Annotated in this window: 17 protein-coding genes and 5 tRNA genes; 12 read left to right on the top strand and 10 right to left on the bottom strand. The window is 63.3% G+C overall.

The window, feature by feature from the left end; genetic code table 11:
• Positions 1-190: 190 nt before the first annotated feature.
• From G7Z99_RS00180 to G7Z99_RS00165, 4 genes are all read left to right on the top strand, one after another.
• Positions 191-1,240 carry a hypothetical protein gene (locus G7Z99_RS00180; RefSeq protein ID WP_181090911.1) on the top strand — a complete coding sequence of 350 codons (1,050 nt, stop codon included), beginning with the start codon at positions 191-193 and terminating at the stop codon, positions 1,238-1,240.
• 1 nt (position 1,241) lies between these two features.
• The gene (locus G7Z99_RS00175; protein WP_181090909.1) at positions 1,242-6,386 is read left to right on the top strand and encodes an RHS repeat domain-containing protein; all 5,145 of its coding nucleotides are present in this window, start codon (positions 1,242-1,244) and stop codon (positions 6,384-6,386) included.
• Between the two features lie 261 nt (positions 6,387-6,647).
• On the top strand, positions 6,648-9,170 hold the full coding sequence (locus G7Z99_RS00170) for a fimbria/pilus outer membrane usher protein (protein ID WP_181090907.1): 2,523 nt from the start codon (positions 6,648-6,650) through the stop codon (positions 9,168-9,170).
• 2 nt (positions 9,171-9,172) lie between these two features.
• Positions 9,173-10,258 carry a fimbrial protein gene (locus G7Z99_RS00165; protein ID WP_181090905.1) on the top strand — a complete coding sequence of 362 codons (1,086 nt, stop codon included), beginning with the start codon at positions 9,173-9,175 and terminating at the stop codon, positions 10,256-10,258.
• A gap of 97 nt (positions 10,259-10,355) precedes the next feature.
• On the opposite strand, the gene G7Z99_RS00160 is transcribed toward G7Z99_RS00165, so the two are convergent.
• The 5 genes from G7Z99_RS00160 to G7Z99_RS00140 form a co-directional block, all read right to left on the bottom strand.
• Positions 10,356-10,431 (bottom strand) — tRNA-Gly (locus G7Z99_RS00160).
• A gap of 83 nt (positions 10,432-10,514) precedes the next feature.
• Positions 10,515-10,590, bottom strand: a tRNA-Gly gene (locus G7Z99_RS00155).
• A 3-nt stretch (positions 10,591-10,593) separates the two neighbouring features.
• Positions 10,594-10,669 (bottom strand) — tRNA-Glu (locus G7Z99_RS00150).
• A 91-nt stretch (positions 10,670-10,760) separates the two neighbouring features.
• Positions 10,761-10,836: transfer RNA gene (locus G7Z99_RS00145), tRNA-Gly, on the bottom strand.
• Positions 10,837-10,838: 2 nt separating this feature from the next.
• Positions 10,839-10,914, bottom strand: a tRNA-Glu gene (locus tag G7Z99_RS00140).
• Positions 10,915-11,191: 277 nt separating this feature from the next.
• Between G7Z99_RS00140 and G7Z99_RS00135 the strand changes: the two genes are divergently transcribed.
• A complete protein-coding gene (locus G7Z99_RS00135; protein WP_181090903.1) occupies positions 11,192-11,959 on the top strand; it encodes a hypothetical protein in 768 nt (255 codons plus the stop codon).
• 11 nt (positions 11,960-11,970) lie between these two features.
• Here the strand turns inward: G7Z99_RS00135 and G7Z99_RS00130 are convergent, their stop codons facing one another.
• From G7Z99_RS00130 to recQ, 3 genes are all read right to left on the bottom strand, one after another.
• Positions 11,971-12,252, bottom strand: a complete 282-nt coding sequence (locus tag G7Z99_RS00130) for a SelT/SelW/SelH family protein (RefSeq protein ID WP_181090901.1) — start codon at positions 12,250-12,252, stop codon at positions 11,971-11,973.
• 44 nt (positions 12,253-12,296) lie between these two features.
• Positions 12,297-12,734: a transcriptional regulator SlyA gene (slyA, locus tag G7Z99_RS00125; protein WP_181090899.1), complete on the bottom strand. Its 438-nt coding sequence runs from the start codon at positions 12,732-12,734 to the stop codon at positions 12,297-12,299.
• Between the two features lie 289 nt (positions 12,735-13,023).
• Complete coding sequence (gene recQ, locus G7Z99_RS00120) at positions 13,024-15,162, bottom strand: DNA helicase RecQ (RefSeq protein ID WP_181090890.1); 2,139 nt, start codon at positions 15,160-15,162, stop codon at positions 13,024-13,026.
• A gap of 243 nt (positions 15,163-15,405) precedes the next feature.
• On the opposite strand from recQ, the gene G7Z99_RS00115 reads away from it, so the two are divergent.
• The 6 genes from G7Z99_RS00115 (at position 15,406) to G7Z99_RS00090 (ending at position 21,580) form a co-directional block, all read left to right on the top strand.
• On the top strand, positions 15,406-15,993 hold the full coding sequence (locus G7Z99_RS00115) for a YecA/YgfB family protein (protein ID WP_181090888.1): 588 nt from the start codon (positions 15,406-15,408) through the stop codon (positions 15,991-15,993).
• Positions 15,994-15,996: 3 nt separating this feature from the next.
• Positions 15,997-16,356: a YbaN family protein gene (locus G7Z99_RS00110; RefSeq protein ID WP_181090886.1), complete on the top strand. Its 360-nt coding sequence runs from the start codon at positions 15,997-15,999 to the stop codon at positions 16,354-16,356.
• A gap of 165 nt (positions 16,357-16,521) precedes the next feature.
• Complete coding sequence (locus tag G7Z99_RS00105; RefSeq protein ID WP_181090884.1) at positions 16,522-18,309, top strand: N-acetylglutaminylglutamine amidotransferase; 1,788 nt, start codon at positions 16,522-16,524, stop codon at positions 18,307-18,309.
• Between the two features lie 3 nt (positions 18,310-18,312).
• Positions 18,313-20,058, top strand: a complete 1,746-nt coding sequence (ngg, locus tag G7Z99_RS00100; RefSeq protein WP_181090882.1) for an N-acetylglutaminylglutamine synthetase — start codon at positions 18,313-18,315, stop codon at positions 20,056-20,058.
• 15 nt (positions 20,059-20,073) lie between these two features.
• Complete coding sequence (locus G7Z99_RS00095) at positions 20,074-21,267, top strand: osmoprotectant NAGGN system M42 family peptidase (RefSeq protein WP_181090880.1); 1,194 nt, start codon at positions 20,074-20,076, stop codon at positions 21,265-21,267.
• Between the two features lie 85 nt (positions 21,268-21,352).
• A complete protein-coding gene (locus G7Z99_RS00090; RefSeq protein WP_181090878.1) occupies positions 21,353-21,580 on the top strand; it encodes a YheU family protein in 228 nt (75 codons plus the stop codon).
• 530 nt (positions 21,581-22,110) lie between these two features.
• Here the strand turns inward: G7Z99_RS00090 and G7Z99_RS00085 are convergent.
• A complete protein-coding gene (locus tag G7Z99_RS00085; protein WP_181090876.1) occupies positions 22,111-22,443 on the bottom strand; it encodes a YnfA family protein in 333 nt (110 codons plus the stop codon).
• 215 nt (positions 22,444-22,658) lie between these two features.
• On the opposite strand from G7Z99_RS00085, the gene G7Z99_RS00080 reads away from it, so the two are divergent.
• The gene (locus tag G7Z99_RS00080; protein WP_085987307.1) at positions 22,659-22,811 is read left to right on the top strand and encodes a DUF3309 family protein; all 153 of its coding nucleotides are present in this window, start codon (positions 22,659-22,661) and stop codon (positions 22,809-22,811) included.
• Between the two features lie 20 nt (positions 22,812-22,831).
• Here the strand turns inward: G7Z99_RS00080 and G7Z99_RS00075 are convergent, their stop codons facing one another.
• Complete coding sequence (locus G7Z99_RS00075) at positions 22,832-24,043, bottom strand: EAL domain-containing response regulator (RefSeq protein ID WP_181090874.1); 1,212 nt, start codon at positions 24,041-24,043, stop codon at positions 22,832-22,834.
• Positions 24,044-24,045: the final 2 nt, after the last annotated feature.

The following is a 24,045-nucleotide window of genomic DNA, read 5'->3' as shown; positions in this document are numbered from 1 at the left end:
GTCAACCGCGAGCACAACGCAATGGGCTGCGCATGTGGCACTCTTTGCGCGCGGGGGGTGGTCGTTTCAGCTGGACTGTTATTTCTATCAGGTGCTTGCCACAGGCGATCGGATTAATCTTTCCTGAGAACGATGAACACGATGGCGTGACATCCGTGTCCGCCGAGCATGTATAGGAGAATGAACCACCATGTCCATTTACAGACCAGGACGGCTAGCACTCGGCATTGCAGTGGCGGCCAGTTGTATCGGTGCTCAGGCATCGCCCGGAAACTTGACTTTACAGAACAAGAACAATGGCACGTGTAGCTTCTCTACCCCTGAAGCCGGCTCGGGATTGACTTACCAGTATTCGGTGAACAGTCCAGCCTACGCCTGCTTTCCGGAAGGCGTTCGAAAAATCCGTTTCAACGACCTGCCCTCGGCCATGGAGATCCTTCTGACGTCCAACCGGGACTGTCGCACGGACCTGGCCAAGGAGGACGAATACTGGGTACGCCTCAAGACCATTGCCCGCAACACGGGCGACGAGCGCGTCTATTCGTTCGAAGAACTACAAGCCTTTGCGAAGAACAAGACGATATTTCGAGGCCTCAAAGTGATCGACAAGAAGGTCGCTGCGGCTAACACCATGCGTGATGCCACCTCGTGCATACGTATTTCGGCATCGCCGGATATCGACACGCCGGCACCCCTCGATGCACCGACGTTTTCCAGTCATTATGATACCCCAAAAGAATCCGAACGGGACGCCCCCCCTGAGCGCGCCTGTTCCAGCAACTATTTCATTACTGCACGCTATCATGCCGGTGACGAAAAAGCAGGCACGAATTATACCTGCAGCCGTGTGGACGGGTACACAACACATTCGCCACACTGGTCGCCTACATTTCGCGAGTCCGGCCTTGATAAGACAGAAGGCGCCCAGGTCACCGCCAATGACAAGCGTTATATCTATTTCACCTGCCCCCTCAATACCGTGATGACTGCACGCTGGCACAGTGGCGATGAAAATGGCAATACGAAGTATCAGTGCTCGAGTGTGTCATCCCCCAGTGGGCAGGACGTTCTCGTAGAGCCCGGCACCTGGTCCGATGAGTTCAAGGAATATTCTAGAACCTATGAAACATGCGGTCCGAATCAAGCCATGATCGGCCGCGCGCACAAGAATGACGAAAAAGGCGAGACACGTTTCCTCTGCGCGACCCTGCGCCCGCTTGCCGCGAAAGGAGCAAACTGACATGTCGATCACGTCAACCGCACAGTCCAACGCCTTCAACTTCACCAGCTTCGTGCAAAACAGCGTCGACCCGCGTACCGGCCAGTACACCTTGGGCATCGAATTGCCGGAACTGGTCGGCAACGACCAACAAGGTCCTGCACTGCCTTTGCGCCTGAGGTTCAACCCCATGAATCACATCGACGCAGGCTTTGGCCATGGCTGGAACTTGAACCTCAGCCAGTACCAACCCGCTAGCAACCTGCTTAGCCTGCAGAATGGCGAGACCTACAAGGTCACTGGCAGTGACATGGGCGATGGCACCGGTCTTGGGATTGCCGAACGCAAGGTGGAAAGTTTCCATCTTCACCAGGAAAGCAGCACCTGCTGGCGCGTGGAATACAAGACGGGTCTGGTCGAGTTTCTCGAACTCATGGGCCCCGCCCATCGCCAAATTGCCCTGCCAGTACGCATCGAAGCGGCCTCGGGGCATTGGATCAGTCTGACCTACGCATACGACCTCAACGGCAATCTCTGCCTGACCGGTATCACCGACGTCAATGCCACCACACTGCTGAAGGTGAGCTATGACAGTGGCACCGTCTCGTTCGAGCTGTTCCCTGATGCACCCACGGGCGACCCATCCCGGGCCACCTATCGTATGCAGCTGAAAAACCTTGGCAGCCCCACCTTGCGTCTGGTCACCAACGTGTTCCTACCGACAGCCGAAAGCGCCTGCTGGCAGTTCGAATATGAGCACCTCGCCTATACCGACGGGCAGAACCTGGCACTGCTCAAGCAGGTCAAGACGCCCTTGGGCGCGACTGAAACCCTTGAATACTGGCAAGGTGACAATGGTCATCGCTTCCCAGACGATGCCCGCCCACCCATGCCGCGGGTCAAGCGCCACCAGCTGGATCCAGGCTTCGACCAACCCGCGATGGTCACCACCTATACCTATACCGACAACAACTTCCTTGGCCACGGTGCCAGCGGCGTGGTATGGCGCGACGATGGGCAGGACAACCTGTACCGGTTCACGGGCAGCGACTATGAATACGGGTCCACTGCCAGCCTGTGGCTCAAGGACAAGGATGCAGGTCTTCCCGGCGATGGCAAGGTTCTACGCACGGTGACCCGGCGCTACAACCGTTTCCATCTAATGTTGCGCGAAACCGAGACGCAGAATGGCCATGTCCAGGAAACCAGCACCGTTTACCATGAAAAGCCTGGGCTGACATTCGACCGGCAGCCGCCCTTCTTCCAGTTGCCTCACCAGGTCACCGTGCAATGGAAGCTCGAAGGCAGCGCCACCTGGCCTCGCCAGGAGACCAAGACCACCAGCTTTGACGTGCATGGCAACCTGCTCAAGGAAGTCGAGCCCGACGGCAGATACACCGAGTACACCTACTATGCCATCGAGGGCGAAATCGAGCAGACAGGGGACGCCGAGGAGATAGCCTGCCCACCCGACCCACAGGGCTTCAAACGCCGTATCAAGTACAAGACCAGCTACCCTGCCGAGTCGGAAGAAGGCCAGGCAGTGATCCTGCGCAGTCACTACCGCTACCGCGCCATCGACCCCGTCACCGGTGCTCGAAAAACGTTCGGGGAAGCGGTAGTCAAGCATCAGCGTACGCTGCAGCTGAGCGATGCCACCGACGAAACCGGCACCCTGCTGCAGCTTAGCGAGATGACGTATCTCGACACGCCGGACAATCCGTTGCTGCACATGCGCCTGGACCATCAGCGTCAGACGCTGAAACACGGCGGTGATCCACTCAAGGACCGCACCACCACCACCCGGTTCGTCTACAGCCGGATCCAGGATGAAAGCGGCCACGAGAGCCTGCTACAAGTCCGCCAGACCACGCAGGGCCACGACCTGGCGCAACGCACCTTGCACAGTGCGGTCTCCCGCTATTGCGGGCTGACCATGCGCCAACAGGATGCCAATGGCGTGTACACCCATAAGCACTACGACGCCTTGCGCCGCCCGGTCCGTCAGACCGTTGCACCCGACAAACCGGAACTGAGCGCGACACGGACCTATGCCTACCAGCTCAGCGTCAAAGGTACGCAAGCCAGTCAGAGCGAAACCGATGTGCAGGGCGTGGTCAGCACCCAATGGCTCGATGGTGCCGGGCGCAGCGTGCGTGAAACCCGTGAAGTGACCGAAGAAGACGACCAGCGCCAATCCAAACGTGTCACGCACACCGTGCAGACTTACCAGTACGACAGTCTGGGTCGACAGCTTAGCCAGACCACTCATGACCAGCTCGACGACACAGGTCTCGAACTGACCAGCACCTTCGAATATGACGACTGGGGTGACCGCTGCACGACCATTCGCCCCGATGGCGTCATCGAACGCCGCGAACGTTCACCGTTTGGCAAAGAGGGCGATATCGTCAACACCTGGCAGGAACGCCCGGATGACGAAACATCCGTCAAGCGTCAATGGCAGGTGACCGAGCTGAACCGCTTTGGCAAACCTGAGTACCGGCAACGCAACGCCGAGGACGGCCAGGAGGCAGGCAGGCAGCAGTACTTCTATGATGGCCTTGGCCGCTGCGTGCGCGAAGTCAGTCACCTGCGTGACCCGCTGGACGAGCATGACCTCAAGGCGCCACTGGTACGCACCACACGGTTCACCTACGACGCGTGGGGCCGCATGACGCACCACGAGCGTCCCGACGCGAGTACGCTGGTCCGCCACTTCGCTGATTTCTGCACTGACGAGCTGGTGACCCGCCTGGCGTTGCAGGCGGGCGTTGGAGAATCACCTCGTATCGTCTGCACCCGCACCTTCGACGGGCTGGCGCGCATGAAAACGCTGACCGTTGGTCCACGCACCGAATCCTATACCTACCAGGGTGAGCAGACGTTGGTGCATCAGCACCAGCGTGCCAGCGGTCGTACACGCACGTACAGCTATCAGCCCGAGGTGTCCACCGCCCCCACCGGCATCGTCACCACGAACCAGAGCGGTGTCGCGAGCCTAGACCCGTCCAACTTCGACTACGAACGCCCGGACGCCGCCATTACTGCCGCCACCAATGCCGAAGGCAAGCGCCGGTATCATTACACCGACCAAGGCTACCTGCGGCGCGAAGCCTGGGCGACCCAGGGTGTGGACGGCAACTACGAGGATGAGCACTTCACCGAACATCGGCATTCGTTGCAAGGCCGTGCATTGTCGCGCATCAGTGACGCTGGCGCTTCCACTCAGCACACCTATGATTCCCTGGGCCGTGTGAAACAGACCGTGCAGGGCGACCTGCAAGCCGACTTCGAGTATGACACCGATGGTCGGGTCTTCAAGACCGTCACGCTCGACAAGCACAGCCAGCGCACCTTGACCTGCTTGCGACAGTACGATTGTTTCGGCCGTGAAACCGATCGTACCTTGACCTTGGACGATGGCACGACACAGACGCTGACCCTGGTCTGGCGCGACGATGACCAGTTGCACCAGCGCGTCCGATGCCAGGACGGGCAGCTGCTGCTGGAGGAAACCTTCCAGTATGATGACCTCGACCGGCTGGAAAGCGTCGAATACGACGGCACCCAGTTGCCCACCAACGCCGCCGGGCGCGCCATTAAACGTCAGCTGTTCCGCTTCGACGCCCTGGACAACGTGACCCGTTGCCAGACCAACTTCACCGATAACCAGAGGGACGATGCGCGTTTTACCTATAAGTCTGACGACAACTTCCAGCTCGAACGAGTAACGCACAGCCTGCAAACCGACTATCCGGCCGACCAGACCTTCAGTTACGACGCCGACGGCAACATGCGCAATGACGAATGGGGCCGCCAGCTGCATTACGATGATCTGGGTCGGCTCAGTGAAGTGCGCAGCCAGGATGATCAGCATGTGCTGGCCCGCTACCGCTACGATGGCCACGATCATCTGCTGGGCGTGCGCCACGGCAACGCTGCCGAGGTCCAACGCCGCTATCAGGGTTACCGCCTGAGCGCCACGCTTGAAGACGGCATGCTCAACCAGTACCTGTACGACGGTGAGACGGCACTGGCCATGCAGACCGAGGGACAACCGAACGACAGTCGTCTGCTGCTCACGGATGCCGCCAACAGCGTGCTTGGCGAATATGCGGCTGACGGCCTGCATACCAGCAGCTATAGCGTCTACGGGGAGCGTGCCAAGGACGAACAGCTGCGCAGTCTGCTGGCGTTCAATGGCGAAGCGTGCGAGCCGGCATTCGACCAGCAACCCGCCGGCTGGTATCTGCTGGGTCGTGGCTACCGGGCTTACAACCCTGGGCTGATGCGTTTTCATAGCCCCGATTCGTTGGCACCGGAGGTGTCCGGGATCAACCCTTACGTCTATGTACTGGGCAATCCGGTCAACTGGCAGGACCCCACCGGTCACTACGGCGAGGCCTTGAACGACCCTTTGCCGGGGTACCAGGACCCGATCAAGCAACCCAAGGCCGGTTTCATGGATAAGTGGGCGAACGTGCTGTTCGCCGGCATCGGGGTGATCACCGGGCTGGCCTTCACCTTCATCTTCCCTCCAGCGGGTATAGGTATTGCGCTCGCCGTGGTGGGCAACGCCCTGGCGATCGGTGGCCTGGCAGTGGCAGTGGCCGGTACCTTGAGTGATGATCCAACATTGACCATGTACGGACTCCTCGGCTCTGGCATCGGGGGCGCCCTTGCCAGCCTGAGTGCGATCGGCAACAGGATTCATGCAGCCAGGAAGGCGAAGGCCAATGCCAGGGCAGGGACCGCCGAGATCGGGATGGGCACGACGCCTCGTGGAAGCGTTGCGAGTATGAACGGCCCTGAAAGGGTGGATGCGGGTACGCAAGTGCCCCCTGCACCTCCGCCTAAACCCGTGCGGAACAACGTTGTCGCACCCCCAGCCCCACCCCTACCTGGCCCTGGTCAATCGCGCCCCCTCTCGGCGGATGCTACGGCGCCGGTAGTGAAGCCTGCGCCGAAAGCGCCTATCGCACCGTCCGCAGGGAGTGGCCTCAAAGATTTAGATCCAAACGTAATTAAAGATGCAAGGAATAGACTGCGACATCGGGTGCTGGTAGCAAAAACGGAAGAAAACTCTGGTTTTGAGCTCCGTGATAACAAGCATAATGGCGCGATAGGCTTGACCGCCGAAGAACTGGCAAGCCTCGGAGGTTAACTCCCCCATCAGACAGCATGAAGCTTCACCAGATTTCGCGAAAGCGTTCTGCAGGGTCCTCCGGGACCCTGCTTCTTACGATGGCTCTGCGTTTCCAACTATCCCCCGCCAATCATAGACATCCCCTACAGCCCCCACCCCCTTTAAACCCTATCGTTCGGGCCCTGCGCCCGCTGTCGCCTCACCCGCCAGCCGCGCCTTCCATGCCCCGACCCGCTGCCTCATGGTCAGGCGGGCCATCGTCGACAGGAATGCTCCCCGATGCTCCATCCCCCTCGATGCACACGCGCATCCTCGCGCAGCCGCCTTGCACCGCTGCTGGCGCTAGGTGGCACCAGCCTGCTGCTGTGCGCCTACCGACCGGCGCTGGCCACCTCAGCACCGGAGTTCAACGCCGCGTTCCTGCGTCAGACGCCCAGTGAGATGGCCGACGCCGGACAACGCGCCCTACAGGCTCTGGTCAGCCAAGCCCCGCTGACGCCCGGGCGTTACCACGTTCAGGTCACCGTCAATCTTGCACGCCTGGGCGAGCGTGAGATCGAGGTACTGCCCGGCGCGGACGGGCAAGGCCTGCAAGCCTGTCTGCCTGCAAGCCTGCTGCGCGAACTGGGACTGCGCGAGCAAGCCCTGAATCGACCCTTGGACGATACCCTACCCTGCCAGAACCTGGCCGAACACTTGCCCGATGCCAGCGCCGAATTCGATCCCGGTAAGCTGCAGCTGGCCCTGTCGGTGCCACAGTTCGCCCTGCGTCGCGGTATAGAAGGCAGTGTACCGCCCGAGCAATGGGATGCAGGTATCGATGCGGCCTTCGTCAACTATCAGGTCGCCACCCAGACCCTCAACCGTCAGGGCAGCAGCCAGTCCAGCCACGACCTACTACTCAACAGCGGCGTCAACCTTGGCACCTGGCGCTTGCGCAGCAGCCAGGCCCTGCGTGTGGATGGTCAGGGCGATCGCAGCTGGACCCGTAGCAACACCTACCTGCAGCGTGACCTTCCTGACAACCGCGGCAACCTTACCCTCGGCGAAACCTTCAGCCATGGCGAGGTCTTTCGCAGCTTGCCCTTCAAGGGCATGCAGGTCGCCTCCGACATGGGCATGCTGCCCGACGTGATGCAACACTACGCGCCAGTGATTCGCGGGGTGGCGCAGACCCGGGCCAAGCTGGAGGTGCTGCTCAACGGTTACCCCGTGTACACCACGTTCGTCGCGCCAGGCCCTTATGTCATCGATGACCTGGGCGTGGGCGGTGGCAGCGGTGAGCTGGAGGTGGTATTGACCGAGGCCAACGGCCAGGTGCGACGATTTCTGCAGCCCTACTCCAGCCTGGCCAACCTGTTGCGCGAAGGGGTATGGCGCTATAGCGCCACGCTGGGCCGCTACAACGGTGCCGAACACCTGGACACACCCCTGCTGTGGCAGGCGAGCCTGGCCCGCGGCGGCAGCTGGGGCACCCTCTACGGCGGTGTGCAAGGTGGCGACTACTACCGTGCCGGGCTGATCGGCATCGCCCGTGACCTCGGGCTACTGGGCGCCATGTCGCTGGATGTGACCCAGGCGGGCGCCGATCTGGGCCAACGGCTAGGGGAGGTGCAAGGCCAGAGCTATTCGGTACGCTACGGCAAGGCGTTCGACACCGGCACCAACTTGCGTTTTGCCGGGTACCGCTACTCGAGCGAAGGTTATCGCGACTATGACGAAGCCGTGCGTGAACGGCACGCCTACTCGGACTACCTGGGCAACCGGCGCAGCCGCCTTGAAGCGTCGCTCTACCAACGTCTGGGCAACCGCAGTTCGCTGAGCTTCACCTTGTCCCAGGACGACTACTGGCGCACGAACCTTGAGCGTCGACAATACCAGTTGCAGTTCAATACTCAGTACCGCGATGTCAGACTGAACCTGTTCGCCTCGCAATCACTGGCCACCGGCAACCGTCAGGATCGACTGTTCGGCCTGAGCATGACCCTGCCACTGGACTGGTTCAGCGGCTCCACGCTCACCGTTGGAACCCAGAGCAGCAACGGACGCCAGAGTCAACGGGCCAGCCTCAGCGGGGGCGCCCTGGACCACCGCTTGCGGTACTCGGTGTCGGCCAACCGCGATGCCCGGCAGCAGACTTCGGGCGCACTGTCGTTTGGCTATCAAGGGTCTCGTGCCAACATTGGTGTCGGCTACACCCAAGGCAGCAACTACCACTCGTTGTCGGCCAACGCCAGCGGCAGCGTGTTGCTGCACGACGCGGGCCTGACCTTTGCCAGCCAGTTGGGTGAGACCAATGCCCTGATCGAAGTGCCCGGCATACCCGGACTGGGCATGCAGAACGCACCGGGCGGCGCCACCGACAGCGGCGGCTTCATGACCACGCCGCACCTGCGGCCCTACCGCAACAACTCCCTGCAGTTGCAGACCGCCAATCTCGACCCACAGATACAGATCGACAATGGCAGCGCTCAGGTAGTACCTCGCCGCGGCGCGATCGTCAAAGTTCGCTTCGCCGCGCGCAAGGTCACACGCCTGATCCTCACGCTGCAACAGAGCGACGACAAGCCATGGCCGTTCGGCGCCCAGGTCACTGACTCAAAAGGCCAGACCGTGGCTGTGGTCGGTCAGGCCGGCCAGGCCCTGGTCGCCACCGACGACAAGGCTCAGTGGCTACACCTGCGCTGGGGCCAACACACCTGTCAGGTGCACATCACCCCTGCCGACATGCGCCTCGAGCAGGGTTATCGCCTGCAGACGCTGCAATGCCCACTTCCCCCTCAAGACAACCCACGGATCTGAACATGAAGCGATTAGCCCGTACCACAATGATCCCGGCAACCCTTGTCCTGCTCAACAGTGGTGAGGCGATGGCCATCTGCGAGTGGATGAATGGCGTGTCGGGCGAGCTGGTGCACAACTTGCGCCTGCAGCCTGTGTGGGTGCCACGCGACGCGCCGATCGGCAGCGTGATCGGACAGGCCGATGTACGTTACAACCTGCCGAACGAGGCAGGATTGATACTGGCGTGCAATAACGTCAATGGCACCGAATACCTCACTGCGCAAGTACTCAATACTCAACCGATCGTCACCAACCCGCTCCCCCCCGTCGCCGGCGAAGACCTGACCGGTCGCGTCCTGGAAACCGGGGTGGATGGCGTGGGCATCCACGTACGCCTGGACTGGCCATACACGGGCAAAGGCGGTAACCCACAGAATTGGTGGAATGCCAGCACCTGGCACTCGGTGCCCTGGCAGGGATACGCCAACCATCGCACCGGACCGATGGGCATCCAGATGAGCAACCTGCGTGCTTTCATCACGCTGATCAAGACCGGGCCGATCGCACCTGGGCCGCATGCGTTCAATGGCGTGCAACTGTTCAGTGGCAGCTACGACACGATCGGCTCGGTGTTGCGCTATCACCTGCACGGCACGGTCACCGCCGCGCAGTGCTCGCTCAAGGCCGATGCCGTCAATCCAGACCCGGTGGCATTGGGCACTCATGACGTGAAGGATTTCAGCGGCCCCGGCCACACCACGGCCCCGGTCACGTTCGAGATTCGCCTGAACGACTGCGATGACGATCCATCAGGCAGCAGCGCCAGGGCCCACATACACATGGAAGCCGCACAAGGCTCTACCACCCTGGATCCCGACCTGGGTTTGTTCAGCCTGTCCAGTGGTTCGGGGGCGAGTGGCCTGGGCATCCAGGTATTGCACGAAGACGGCCTGACCCCGGTTCGGCTCGACGATGAGGTGCCGGTGACGCCACTGGTACCGGGTGAAACGCACTTGAAGTTCCAGGCACGCTATTACCAGACCGCGCAGTCAGTCACACCCGGTCAGGCAAACGGCGCATTGAATTTCACCGTGACGTATCAATAAGACGACCCGGCCTGGCAGCTCGTTTGCCACGCCGGGACCTAGTTTCAGGCATGCGAAAACGAAGAAAGAGACTTTCGTCTCTTTCTTCGTTTCTGTTTGGAGCGGGAAACGAGACTCGAACTCGCGACCCCGACCTTGGCAAGGTCGTGCTCTACCAACTGAGCTATTCCCGCATGGTGAAGCGTTACCACGTTTGGCGTGAAGCGTCTTGACGACCTTCACCACCCTGTACCGCATAGACGCCACAGTGTTGAACTGGAGCGGGAAACGAGACTCGAACTCGCGACCCCGACCTTGGCAAGGTCGTGCTCTACCAACTGAGCTATTCCCGCAAATGGCGTCCCCTAGGGGACTCGAACCCCTGTTACCGCCGTGAAAGGGCGGTGTCCTAGGCCACTAGACGAAGGGGACACACGACACTTTTCAGTGCACCCGACCTGAACCTCACGATTCGGCCTGGATTTTCTTTTCCTGCCCCGCCATCAGGCGCTGCCGGAGAAACTGGAGCGGGAAACGAGACTCGAACTCGCGACCCCGACCTTGGCAAGGTCGTGCTCTACCAACTGAGCTATTCCCGCAATGGCGTCCCCTAGGGGACTCGAACCCCTGTTACCGCCGTGAAAGGGCGGTGTCCTAGGCCACTAGACGAAGGGGACACGCTACAACATTCACTTCCTGCATTGCGTGGCGTTATGCTTTGCGCTGCAAGTGGCGCGCATTCTAGGGAGGCTGCACAGGGGCGTCAAGCCCTTTGTATAAATTTATTCAAATCAATCACTTCGCCCCCATTGCCTAGTCCCACGGTCGCACCTGCCAACGGCCCAGAACGCTGCACAAACGTCGAAGACGCCCTTCTCTTTCATAGGGACGCTATTCGCTGCCGCATGAACTCACTACACTCCAACCAGGCAAAATCTGACAGAGGCGTTACCGGTGACACCATTTCTGATCACCCTGCTGGTCGTGGCGGGCATCGCCCTGCTGATCGTCATCGGCTACCTCAACAACCTGGTGGAAAACACCCGGCTCGACCGCGCACGCCTGAAGATCGACCTCAACGAGCGTCAGCGGCGCTGTGGCGATATCAGCGAGACGTTCCCTGGGCAGTTCATGAGCCCTGCGCTGAAGCTGCTGCTGGCCCGGATCGAGCTCGATTTGGACCAGCGCCTGCTGGCCATGGACAAACGCGACGTCCAGCTCAAAACACGCATCGCCGAACTCGAACAGCTCGTTGCGCTTGGCGAGAAGATCCCGGTGAACAACCCGCCCAGCCCGATCGGCACCGAGGCCAAGGCCAAGGACATCCGGGTGCTGCTCGAGGTACTGCACCATCACGTGGTGCGCGCCACCCACGAGAACGTGCTGACGCGGGAGGAAGGCAAGTACTGGGTCAAGCACATCCAGCATGTACTGGTGCTGCTGCACATCGAGTTCTTCAACAACCTGGGCCAGCAGTGCCTGGCCAAGGGTGAGCCAGGCCAGGCGCGCCTGGCTTTCGAGCGCGGGGTGCAGTACCTGCGCAAGCAGCCTGACCCTGCGACTTACAAAGAGCAGCTGACGTACCTTGAAAAACTGTTGGCGCGCGCCGACGCCCAGACGTTGGACCAGCTGGAGCCGACCGAGGACGAAGACAACCAGTTGACCCAGGGGCTCAAGACCGACGAGGACGAGAACTGGAAGAAGAAGGCGTTGTACGACTGAGGGTCGATGCCTTAGCGGTCGTTGTGTCCCAGATCGCGCCTGGGGTCGATCCGGTCGCGAATGCGCTGCTTGAGTACCTTGGCCTCGGGAAAGCCGCCATCGACCTTGCGCTCCCAGACCTGCACACCGTCGCAGGTGATGCGAAAGGTACCGCCGCTGGCAGGCTCCAGGGCGACGCGGCCCAGTTCGTCGGCGAACGTCGACAGCAGCTCCTGGGCCAGCCAGGCGGCACGTAGCAGCCACTGGCACTGGGTGCAGTAGGTGATGACGACCTCAGGTTTGCGCAGGTTCATCGGGAGTGTTCTCTTGCTGGCCGGGTGACGACGCCTTCAAGGCGTCAGGAACGCTCGAGGTTGTCGAGAATCTTGGCATGCACACGCATGCACACCTCCAGATCCGCCTCGCTGACGCCCTCGAACAATTCGGCCCGCAGGGTATTGGCGATGGTCTCGATCTGCTCGATCAACGGCTTGGCAGGTGCGCACAGCTGGATCTTCTTGGCTCGACGGTCTTCGGCGACCGCTTGCCGCTGCACCAGCCCTTGAGCCTCCAGGCTGTCCAGCAATCGCGCCAGGGTCGGCCCTTCGACGCCCACGCTCTGCGCCAAGGCACGCTGGGTCGGTGCCTCTTCGAACCGGGCCAGGTGCAGCAGCACCAGCCACCGGGCCTGGGACAGATTGAGTCCGGCCAGCCGACGATCCAGCTCGGCGCGCCAGCCACGCGACATCTGGGCCAGTTGCATGCCGAAGCGGTGTTGGTTGTTGGTCAGTGGCATAGGTCACTCGGTCATCGAAACTAATTATTAGGCAGCTAACCATGGCCTTGGTCCGCCTGCAAGGCCCGCTCTGTAGGAATACGCGCTTTGTGCTGTAGACAGAGGCGTTCGATGACGCGCCTCACACTGAGGCATGCCTTTGAGCCAGGCGGTGATTGCCCTGCCGCCATCGCGGGCAAGCCCGCTCCCACCCCGAGTACACCTCAGCATGGCGATCACACCTCTACGTGTGGGAGCGGGCTTGCCCGCGATGGCGGTGGAACAATCACCGCCCTGCATGAAAGACGACCTACAGTTCGAACTCAGCCGCCAGTGCCGCACGCACACAATGCAGCACCCCCTCCGGCACGCGCCCGGCGAACTGGGCGGCCACGCTCGAGACTGGCGGCAGCTCGCCTTCGCCGTCGAGAAACGCATCCTGCAGCTCGCTGAGCAGGTCCTCGGGCACGTCCAGCGCCTGCTCCAGGCTCAGCTCCTGGCGCCCCAGCGATTCGGCCAGCAGGCTGTAGACGTTCTTCTCGCTGCAGTTGAGTTGACCGGCGATCTGCAGCGGCGTCATGCCTGCGCGGGCCAGGCTCACCAGTTCGTGGCGCAGGTCGATGACCCCCTTCGACGCGTCGTCGCTGCCACCCGCACCGTTGAGCACCTCGAGGAACGCCTGGCCATAACGCTCCAGCTTGCGCGCCCCTACCCCGCTGACCCGGCCCATCTCGGCCAGGCTGGTGGGCTGGCTGCGCAGCATCTCGAGCAGGGTCGAATCCGGGAAGATGACGTACGGCGGCACACCATGCTCTTCGGCCAGTTTGCGCCGCAGGCTGCGCAACGCCTCCCACTGTTCGCGCTCCTCGCCGCGCACCAGCTGGCTGGCCGGGCTGCCGCCGCCGCTCTTGGCCACGGTCTGCGGCTTGAGGTCGCGACGCAGCTGCAGCGTCACCTCGCCGCGCAACAGGGGTCGGCAGCTGTCCGACAGGCGCAGGCCGCCGTAGCCTTCGATGTCGATGTCCACCAAGCCACGGGCCACCAGTTGCCGGAACAGCGAACGCCACTCGTGCTCGCTGGTGGCCTTGCCCACCCCGAACACGGCCAGCTTCTCATGGCCGAAGTTGCGCACCTTGTCGGTGCTCTTGCCCAACAAGACGTCGATCAGGTGCCCGACCCCATAGCGCTGGCCGGTGCGGTAGATCGCCGACAGTGCCTGGCGCGCCGGCTCGGTGGCATCCCAGGTCTGCACCGGATCGACGCAGTTGTCGCAGTGCCCGCACGGCTGCTCGAGACGCTCGTCGAAGTACGCCAGCAGCGCCTGGCGCCGACAGCCGCTCTCTTCGCACAGGGCGAGCATGGCGTCGAGCTTGTGCTGCTCGATGCGCTTGTGGCGCTCGTCACCCTCGGAGTTCTGGAGCATCTGCTTGAGCATGACCATGTCTTGCAAGCCGTAGGCCATCCAAGCGTCGGCAGGCAGGCCGTCGCGGCCGGCACGACCGGTTTCCTGGTAGTAGGCTTCCAGGGACTTGGGCAGGTCCAGGTGCGCGACGAAGCGCACGTTGGGCTTGTCGATACCCATGCCGAAGGCGATGGTGGCGACCATGATCAGGCCTTCCTCGTTGAGGAAGCGCCGCTGGTTGGTCGCACGCGTCTCGGCGGCCAGCCCCGCATGGTACGGCAGCGCCGGGAACCCCTGGTCACAGAGGAACGCCGCCGTTTCATCGACCTTCTTGCGCGACAGGCAATAGACGATGCCGGCATTGCCGCGGCGCTCGCCCAGGAACGCCAGCAGCTGCTTGCGGGGCTGCTCCTTGGGCACGATGCGGTAGAAGATGTTCGGCCGGTCGAAGCTCGACAGGAACCGCTCGGCGCCTTGCAGGTGCAGCCGCTGGACGATCTCTTCGCGGGTACGCATATCGGCAGTCGCTGTCAGGGCGATACGCGGCACGTTCGGGAACAGCTCGGCCAGTTGACCGAGCTGCAGGTACTCCGGCCGGAAGTCATGCCCCCACTGCGACACGCAGTGCGCCTCGTCGATGGCGAACAGCGAAATGTGCAGCGAGCTCAGAAAATCCAGCATGCGCGGTTGCACCAGGCGCTCCGGCGCCAGGTACAGCATTTTGATTTCACCCCGACGCAAACGCGCCGCCAGCTCACGCTGCTGGTCGTTGTTCAGGGTCGAGTTGAGCGCGGCCGCCGCGACGCCCAGCTCGTCCAGGGTGGCCACCTGGTCGTCCATCAGCGCGATCAGCGGCGACACCACCACCGTCAGGCCAGGCCGCAACAGGCCTGGAACCTGGAAGCACAGGGACTTGCCACCCCCGGTGGGCATCAGCACCAGGGCGTCGCCGCCGCTGGCCACGCATTCGATGATCGCAGCCTGTCGACCACGGAAACTGTCGTAACCGAAGACGTCCTTGAGGACGCGCTGGGCCTGTTCGAGCATTGGGAACTCCACGAATCGCTTGATCCTGCGGGGCACAGGCTGACGGAAAAACCGGCCTGGCACACCCACGAATCCGTAAGCGGCTTTTGCCGAGCGAGCAAGACCGCCCGCATCGGTGGAAAACCGCCGAGTATACCCCAGCACAGGTTCCGACAGGCGTTTCGCTGACAGGCGTTCCCTTTGCCCCGCAGCGACTGCAAGGTGCTAGAATTCGTTATCGTTTATTCCCAAGGTAGCCCTGTAATGTCCTTCGCCGAGCAACTGACCCGCCTGCAAGCCTTCCTCGACGCCGACGAGCTGCACGAAGAAGCGCTGGACTACGTCGCCGCCCACGGCTACCTGACCGCGCTGTCGATCTGCGCCGAAGACGTGCCGGAACGTGAATGGATCGACGCGCTGTTCGCCGAGCAGCCACGCTACACCAGCGAGGCGCAGCGGACCGAAATCGAGACCACCCTGGCGTCGCTCAAGGCGCACATCGCACGCCAGCTGGCCAGCGACGAAGAGTTCGAGCTGCCCTGCGACCTGGACCTGGGCGACGAGCCGGACGATTCCGACCTGCGCGGCTGGTGTATCGGCTTCATGGAAGGCGTGTTCCTGCGCGAGGAAGCCTGGTTCGAGAACGCCGAGGAAGAAGTCAGCGAGATGCTGCTGCCGATCATGGTCGGCTCGGGCCTGTTCGACGAGCAGCCGGAGTTCGAGGACATCGCCCGTACGCCGAGCCTGCAGGACGACATGATCGTGCAGATCCCCGAAGCACTGACCGCACTGTTCCTGCTGCTGCAAGCACCGGACGAGAAGCCTGCCCTGCTCAAACCCCGCCACCACTGATCCGTGACGCGCTACCTGCTGCTGGCCCTGGGCTGGCTCAGCGTCGCGCTGGGGGTGATCGGCATCGCACTGCCGCTGCTGCCCACCACCCCGTTCCTGCTACTGGCCGCGGCCTGCTTCGCCCGAAGCTCGCCGCGTTTTCACACCTGGCTGATCGAACACCCTCGCCTGGGGCCCTGGATCCGGGGTTACCTGGACGGCGAAGGCATTCCACTCAAAGGCAAGGCCTGGGCCATCGGCCTGATGTGGGCGAGCATCGCCCTGTCATGCTACCTGGTGCCCGTGCCGTGGGCACGGGTGTTCATGCTGATCAGTGCGATCGGCGTCACGGTCTACATCCTGCGTCAGAAAACCCGTCGGTAAGTCCCGCTTCACCACCGCGCCACGACGAACGCCTGCAGGCCAGTCAGGGCCTCACCATCTGTCTATATAACCAAACGCTCTAAAACTCTCGGCAACCGCTTCAGGTCACTACCTGAGTGCTCCACGTTGGAGCACCTTCCCCAACGGAAAAACCGGTAAGGACTTATGTGCGGATTAGCTGGCGAGTTGCGCTTCACCCCCTTCAACCAAGCCCCACGTCCGGCGGACCTCGCTGCCGTGGAGCGGATCACCCATCACCTGGCGCCACGTGGCCCGGATGCCTGGGGGTTCCATAGCCAAGGGCCCGTCGCGCTCGGCCATCGGCGCCTGAAGATCATGGACTTGTCCGACGGGTCGGCGCAGCCGATGACCGATGGCCACTTGGGCCTGGCACTGGCGTTCAACGGCGCCATCTACAACTTCCCTGAGCTGCGCGAAGAGCTGCAGGCCCTGGGCTACGCCTTCCACTCCGACGGTGACACCGAAGTGCTGCTCAAGGGCTACCACGCCTGGGGCGAGGCGCTGTTGCCCAAGCTCAACGGCATGTTCGCCTTCGCCGTGTGGGAGCGCGACACCCAGCGCCTGTTCCTGGCCCGTGACCGCCTGGGCGTCAAGCCCTTGTACCTGTCGCGTAACGGTGAGCGCCTGCGCTTCGCCTCCAGCCTGCCGGCGCTGCTCAAGGGCGGCGACATCGACCCGATGCTCGACCCGGTGGCGCTGAACCACTACCTGAACTTCCACGCCGTGGTGCCGGCGCCACGCACGCTGCTGGCCAACGTGCAGAAGCTCGAACCGGCCACCTGGATGCGCATCGACGCCCATGGCCAGGTCGAGCAGAAGACCTGGTGGTCGCTGAACTATGGCCCCAACGCCGATGAGCAGCACCTGACCTTGGAAGACTGGACCGACCGCGTGCTCGATGCGACCCGCGATGCCGTGGCCATCCGCCAGCGCGCAGCGATCGACGTCGGCGTGCTGCTGTCCGGCGGTGTCGACTCCAGCCTGCTGGTCGGCTTGCTGCGTGACGTCGGCGTGGACGACCTGTCGACCTTCTCCATCGGGTTCGAGGATGCCGGTGGCGAGCGGGGCGACGAGTTCCAGTATTCGGACCTGATCGCCCGCCACTACGGCACCCGGCACCACCAGCTGCGCATTGCCGAACACGAAATCATCGACCAGTTGCCGGCCGCGTTCCGTGCGATGAGCGAGCCGATGGTCAGCCATGACTGCATTGCCTTCTACCTGCTCTCGCGTGAGGTGGCCAAGCACTGCAAGGGCGTGCAGAGCGGCCAGGGGGCCGACGAACTGTTCGCCGGCTATCATTGGTATCCGCAGGTCGATGGCGCTGCCGACCCCTATGCCGCCTACCGCGCAGCCTTCTTCGATCGCAGCTACGACGAGTACCGGCAGACGGTCAAGGCGCCCTGGGCACTCGACTATGACGCCGCCGGCGACTTCGTCCGCGAACACTTCGCCAAGCCCGGCGCCGACGCGGCCGTGGACAAGGCCTTGCGCCTGGATAGCACGGTGATGCTGGTCGACGACCCGGTCAAGCGTGTGGACAACATGACCATGGCCTGGGGCCTGGAAGCGCGTACGCCGTTTCTCGACTACCGGCTGGCGGAGCTGTCGGCGCGCATTCCGGCACGCTTCAAGCTGCCCGACGGCGGCAAGCAGGTCCTCAAGGAAGCGGCACGTCGCGTGATCCCTCACGAGGTCATCGACCGCAAGAAAGGCTATTTCCCGGTTCCCGGCCTCAAGCACCTCGAAGGTGCCACACTGGGCTGGGTACGCGATCTGCTGACCGACCCGAGCCAGGACCGCGGCCTGTTCGAACCGGCCATGCTCGACACCCTGCTGAGCAACCCCCAGGGCCAGCTCACGCCGTTGCGCGGCTCCAAGCTCTGGCAACTGGCGGCGCTGAACCTGTGGCTCAGCGAGCAAGGACTCTGATCGATGAAACCCCACGAAACGTCCTACGGCCAACGCCTGCTCCGCGGCCAGACTCCGTCCTATGAACGCCTGCAGGCGCGGCTGGCCGAGGACGGCAGCGAGCCCCATCACCATCCGCGCGCCGTGCATTGTGGCTGGGGGCGGCTGCTGATCGGGCACACGTATCCGAGCCCGGCCAACCTGGCGCAGGCCCTGCTCGATGAGCAACCGGGTGAGCGCGACATCGCGCTGTACGTTGCCGCGCCGCAGCAGGTACTGGCCTATTCGCCCCAGCAACTGTTCCTGGACCCGTCCGATACCCTGCGCCTGTGGTTCACCGACTACCGGCCGGCCCAGCGCGTGTTTCGCGGCTTCCGCATTCGCCGCGCGCAAGTCGACAGCGACTGGCAGGCGATCAACACCTTGTACCAGGCACGCGGCATGCTGCCGATCGACCCGGAGCGGCTGACGCCTCGCCATCAGGGTGGCCCGGTGTACTGGCTGGCCGAAGACGAGGACACCCAGGCGATCATCGGCAGCGTCATGGGCCTGAACCACAGCAAGGCCTTCGACGACCCCGAGCACGGCTGCAGCCTCTGGTGCCTGGCCGTGGACCCGCACTGCACGCGGCCGGGCGTGGGCGAGGTGCTGGTGCGCCATCTGGTCGAGCACTTCATGAGCCGCGGCCTGGCCTACCTGGACCTGTCGGTGCTGCACGACAACCGCCAGGCCAAGCGCCTCTATACCAAGCTGGGGTTCCGCAACCTGCCGACCTTCGCGGTCAAGCGCAAGAACGGCATCAACCAGCCCTTGTTCCTCGGCCCAGGCCCGGAGGCCAAGCTCAACCCCTATGCCCGCATCATCGTCGACGAGGCGTTCCGCCGTGGTATCGAGGTGCAGGTCGACGACGCTGAGGCGGGCCTGTTCACCTTGAGCCTGGGCGGGCGTCGCGTGCGCTGCCGCGAGTCGCTGAGCGACCTGACCAGCGCCGTGAGCATGACCCTGTGCCAGGACAAGCGCCTGACCCGCCAGGCCCTGCATGGGGTCGGCCTGAACGTGCCGGCGCAGCAGTTGGCAGGCGATCCCGAGGAGGACCTGGCATTCCTCGAACAGCATGGCGCGATCGTGGTCAAGCCGGTCGATGGCGAACAAGGCCAAGGCGTCGCCGTCAACATCACGCGCGTGGACGAGCTGACCCAGGCCATCGAACAGGCCCGACGCTTCGACAGCCGCGTGCTGCTGGAAAGCTACCACCCGGGCCTGGACCTGCGCATCGTGGTCATCGGTCATGACGTGGTGGCCGCCGCCGTGCGCCATCCAGCCCAGGTGATCGGCGACGGCACTCACACCATCAAGGCCCTGATCGAAGCACAGAGCCGACGTCGCCAGGCGGCCACCGGAGGCGAGAGCCGCATTCCGATGGACGAGGAAACCGAACGCACCTTGCGCGACGCCGGCCTGGACTACGACCACGTCCTGGCCAACGGCCAACGCCTGAACGTACGGCGCACCGCCAACCTGCACACCGGTGGCGTACTCGAGGACGTCACCGAGCGGCTGCACCCGGTGCTCGCCGAGGCAGCCACCCGTGCGGCCCGCGCCCTGGACATTCCCGTGGTCGGCCTGGACCTGATGGTCCGCGCTGCCGACCAGCCTGACTACGTGTTCATCGAAGCCAACGAACGCGCTGGCCTGGCCAACCATGAACCGCAACCCACCGCCGAACGTTTCGTTGACTTGCTGTTCCCGCACAGTCGTTCGATCACCTGACCCGAAGGAGCGTGCATGCCTGACCCGACCTTGGAACCCGACCTGGACTACCTGCGCAAGGTGCTGCTGGAGATGCTCGCCATCCCCAGCCCGACCGGCTTTACCGACACCATCGTGCGCTATGTCGCCGAGCGCCTGGAAGAACTCGGCATTCCCTACGAGCTGACCCGGCGTGGCACCATCCGCGCCACCCTCAAGGGCCGGCAGAGCTCCCCGGACCGCGCCGTCTCCGCGCACCTGGACACCATCGGCGCCAGCGTGCGTCAACTCATGGACAATGGTCGCCTGGCCCTGGCCCCCGTCGGCTGCTGGTCGAGCCGCTTCGCCGAAGGCAGTCGCGTCAGCGTCTTCACCGACGCCGGCGTGTTCCGTGGCAGCGTGCTGCCCCTGATGGCCAGTGGTCACGCCTTCAACACCGCCATCGACCAGATGCCCATCAGCTGGGACCATGTCGAAGTGCGCCTGGACGCCTACTGCGCCACCCGCGCCGACTGCGAGTCCCTGGGGGTGGGCGTGGGCGACTTCGTGGCCTTCGACCCCTTGCCCGAGTTCACCGAAAGCGGCCACATCAGCGCCCGTCACCTGGACGACAAGGCCGGCGTCGCAGCGCTGTTGGCCGCGCTCAAGGCCGTGGTGGAAAGTGGTCAGCAGCCGCTGATCGACTGCCATCCGCTGTTCACCATCACCGAAGAGACCGGCTCCGGCGCAGCGGGCGCCCTGCCCTGGGACGTCAGCGAGTTCGTCGGCATCGACATCGCGCCCGTGGCGCCGGGCCAGGCGTCCAGCGAACATGCCGTCAGCGTGGCCATGCAGGACTCCTCGGGCCCTTACGACTATCACCTGTCCCGCCACCTGCTGAAGCTGGCAGGCGAACACGAGGTGCCGGTGCGCCGTGACCTGTTCCGCTACTACTACAGCGACGCCCACTCGGCGGTGACGGCGGGCCACGACATCCGGACGGCCCTGGTGGCGTTCGGCTGCGATGCCACGCATGGGTACGAGCGCACGCACATCGACAGCCTGGCCGCCTTGAGCCGTCTGCTGGGGGCGTACCTGATGAGCCCGCCGGTGTTCGCCAGCGACTCGCATCCATCCACCGCGTCCCTCGAACAGTTCAGTCACCAACTGGAACACGACACGCAGATGGAAAGCGAGACACGCGTACCGGCCGTGGACAGCCTGCTGGGCCACAAGGCCGATTCGCACTGACCGCACAGGAAGGGGGCAGCGTCGAGCCCCCTCTTCTTCCTACATTTGACGTACTATCGTCTGACCTGAACCGGACGATCTTCTCATGCTCATTCCCTACGACCAGCTCGAAGCCGACACCCTGACCCGCCTGATCGAGGACTTCGTCACCCGCGACGGAACCGACAATGGCGACGACACGCCGCTGCAGACGCGAGTGCTGCGGGTCAGGCAAGCGCTGGCCAAGAGCCAGGCGTTCATCCTCTTCGACCCGGAAAGCCAGCAATGCCAACTGCTGGCCCGTCACGACGTGCCCAAGGAGCTGTTGGAATAAGGCTCAGGAGGCCAGGCTTTTCGACATCCTCGGAAAAGCGCCACGACAGGGTCGTTGTCGTATCCATAGATCAACCGGCTCGATACGGGCACGCACAGTCCATCCTGTGGGAGTCCGCCCGCCGCCTTGGCGCCGCGCTGTCGCGCAGAGAACATGGCGATAGCTGGCAGTGCTCAGATGCTGTGTTGCTGATCGATTTCTGGGGCCGCTTTGCGGCCCATCGCGGCCGGTCCGGCGCCCCGGCAGGGGCCGCATACATGGGACCGCGATTGCCTGTGCCACTGCGGTGGGTGTAGGAGCGGCCCCTGTGCCGCGATTGGGCCCGCAGGGCCCACAAAGCTCTGTAATTAATTCCTTTAAAATCAACAATTTAACTCATGTTCTATCAGGGCGGGCTTGCCCGCGATGGCGTCCGGCCGATCACCGCCTGCATCGCGGGCAAGCCCGCTCCCACAGAGGGTGTGAAACGCTCTGCCCGGTCAGCGATGGAGCCCACATCGTGTCAGCCAAAGACGTTGAAAGGCCTGGATTCAGGACGCCTGAAAGCGCGGGCCGAGCACGATCAGGCTGGCGCCGATCACGCACAGCAAGGCGCCCCACCAGTCGCTGGCCAACGGCCGCGCGCGCTCGACCAGCGCCAGCCAACCCAACGAGCTGACGATGTAGATCCCTCCATAGGCGGCGTAGGCCCGCCCGGCATAGGCAGCCTCGACCCGCGTCAGCACCAGTGCGAAACAGGTCAGGCTGAACAGCGCCGGTACGACCCACCAGGCGCTCTTGCCCAGGCGCAACCACAGGTAGAAGGCATAGCAGCCCGCGATTTCGAAAATCGCCGCCAGCAGGAACCAGCAATAATTGACCATGATGCGCCCTTGCAGAACATTCGCTGCGCAGCATACCTGAGGGTCACGGGCGATGCCGAGGTGCGCGCCTGGGTCAGACAACCTGCGACGACCCCCATCAGTCGTTGGCGCGCCATTTTCTCGCACGCACTCCGATGGAATCTTCCCATCACGACGGCAGTCGGAAGAGTAAGCGGCCTCGTACCGCTTCCCCTGGACATCACAAGGACTTCGACATGACCACGATCCTCATCATCATCCTGATTCTGCTGTTGGTGGGCGGTTTACCGGTATTCCCGCATTCGCGCAGCTGGGGCTACGGCCCGTCCGGCATCATCGGCGTGATTCTGGTCGTGCTGCTGGTGTTGTTGCTGCTCGGACGCATATGACCCACGCCTGAGCCGCCTGCTCAATCGCAGCCAGGGTCGAGGCGCTGATCGCAGCGCACTCGCCTGAGCAACTCCTCGCGATCGAGCGGCGGTGCCAGGTAAAGGCCCTGGGCGCTTTCGCACCCCAGGGTCAACAAGGCCAGATGCTGCTCGGCCGTGTTCACCCCGACCGCCGTCAGGCGCTGACGCAATTCGGCGGCCAGCCGCAGGCAATGATGCACCACCGCACGACAGCGCACTTCATGGGGCAAGCCCTCGATGAACTGCTCGTCCAACCGGATCTGCGTGAACGGCAACTGGCAAAGCAGTTGACTGCTGCCCTTGTCACTGCCAAACCCCGCCAGCCCCAGCTCGCACCCGATCAGACGCAGGCGCAGCAGGTTCTCCTGCTCGACCACGGTCAATCGATACAACCCGCGGCCAGCCAGGTCCAGGCATAGATGGCCCTGTCGACACCCATACCGACGCACCAGCGCACACACCCGCAGGCAGAACCGACGATCATTCAACTGGGCGGTATGCAGGCGCATCGACAGGTGCAATGAACGCCCTTCGGTCTTGAGCACTTGGTACAGCCTCAACCCCTGCTCGAGCATGGCCATCCAGACGTCGTCGAACAACCCGCACCGCTCCACCACCGGCAAGAAGAGGTCAGGTGCCAGGATGCCCAGCAGCGGATGGTGCCACCGAGTCACCAGCTCGACCGCTTCGATGCGCCCGGTCGCCAACTGGAAGATCGGGAAATAGCAAGCGACGAACTGACCGTCCTGCAGGGCTCGACGCACCTGATCTTCATCGGGCCAGAGACGTTCGGGCAGGGGTAACGCCGGCGCCACCAGTGACGGTGCATTCAACCACTGGCGCAACGGATCGAGCGGCAACGGGGGCTCGATGTCGCCGAAAAACTGCATGCCCAGTTGTTCGACCATGCCTTGCAGGCCACGCCGCAGGCTCGGCCCCAGGCAACCACTGACCAGCACGCCCTTGGCCAATCGGTGGTGACCGACCCAGTGGATGAACTCGAGACCATCCATGTCTCGGTCGCTGTCGTCGCGCACATCGCACGCGACCACGTCGACACCGCCGATGCGTCGCAGCACGGCCAGCGCATCGCTGGCCACGGTGGCTTGCAGGACGTCGGCGCAGCCCAGACGCTCGAAGGTCCGCACGGCGACCGCACGCCGGAAACCATGAGGTTCGAGCACCAGAACACGTAGACCTTCAGTCGTCATCG

Source organism: Pseudomonas entomophila, from assembly GCF_013523165.1.
GTDB lineage: Bacteria > Pseudomonadota > Gammaproteobacteria > Pseudomonadales > Pseudomonadaceae > Aquipseudomonas > Aquipseudomonas entomophila_A.
This window is presented reverse-complemented; position numbering and strand designations above follow the sequence as displayed.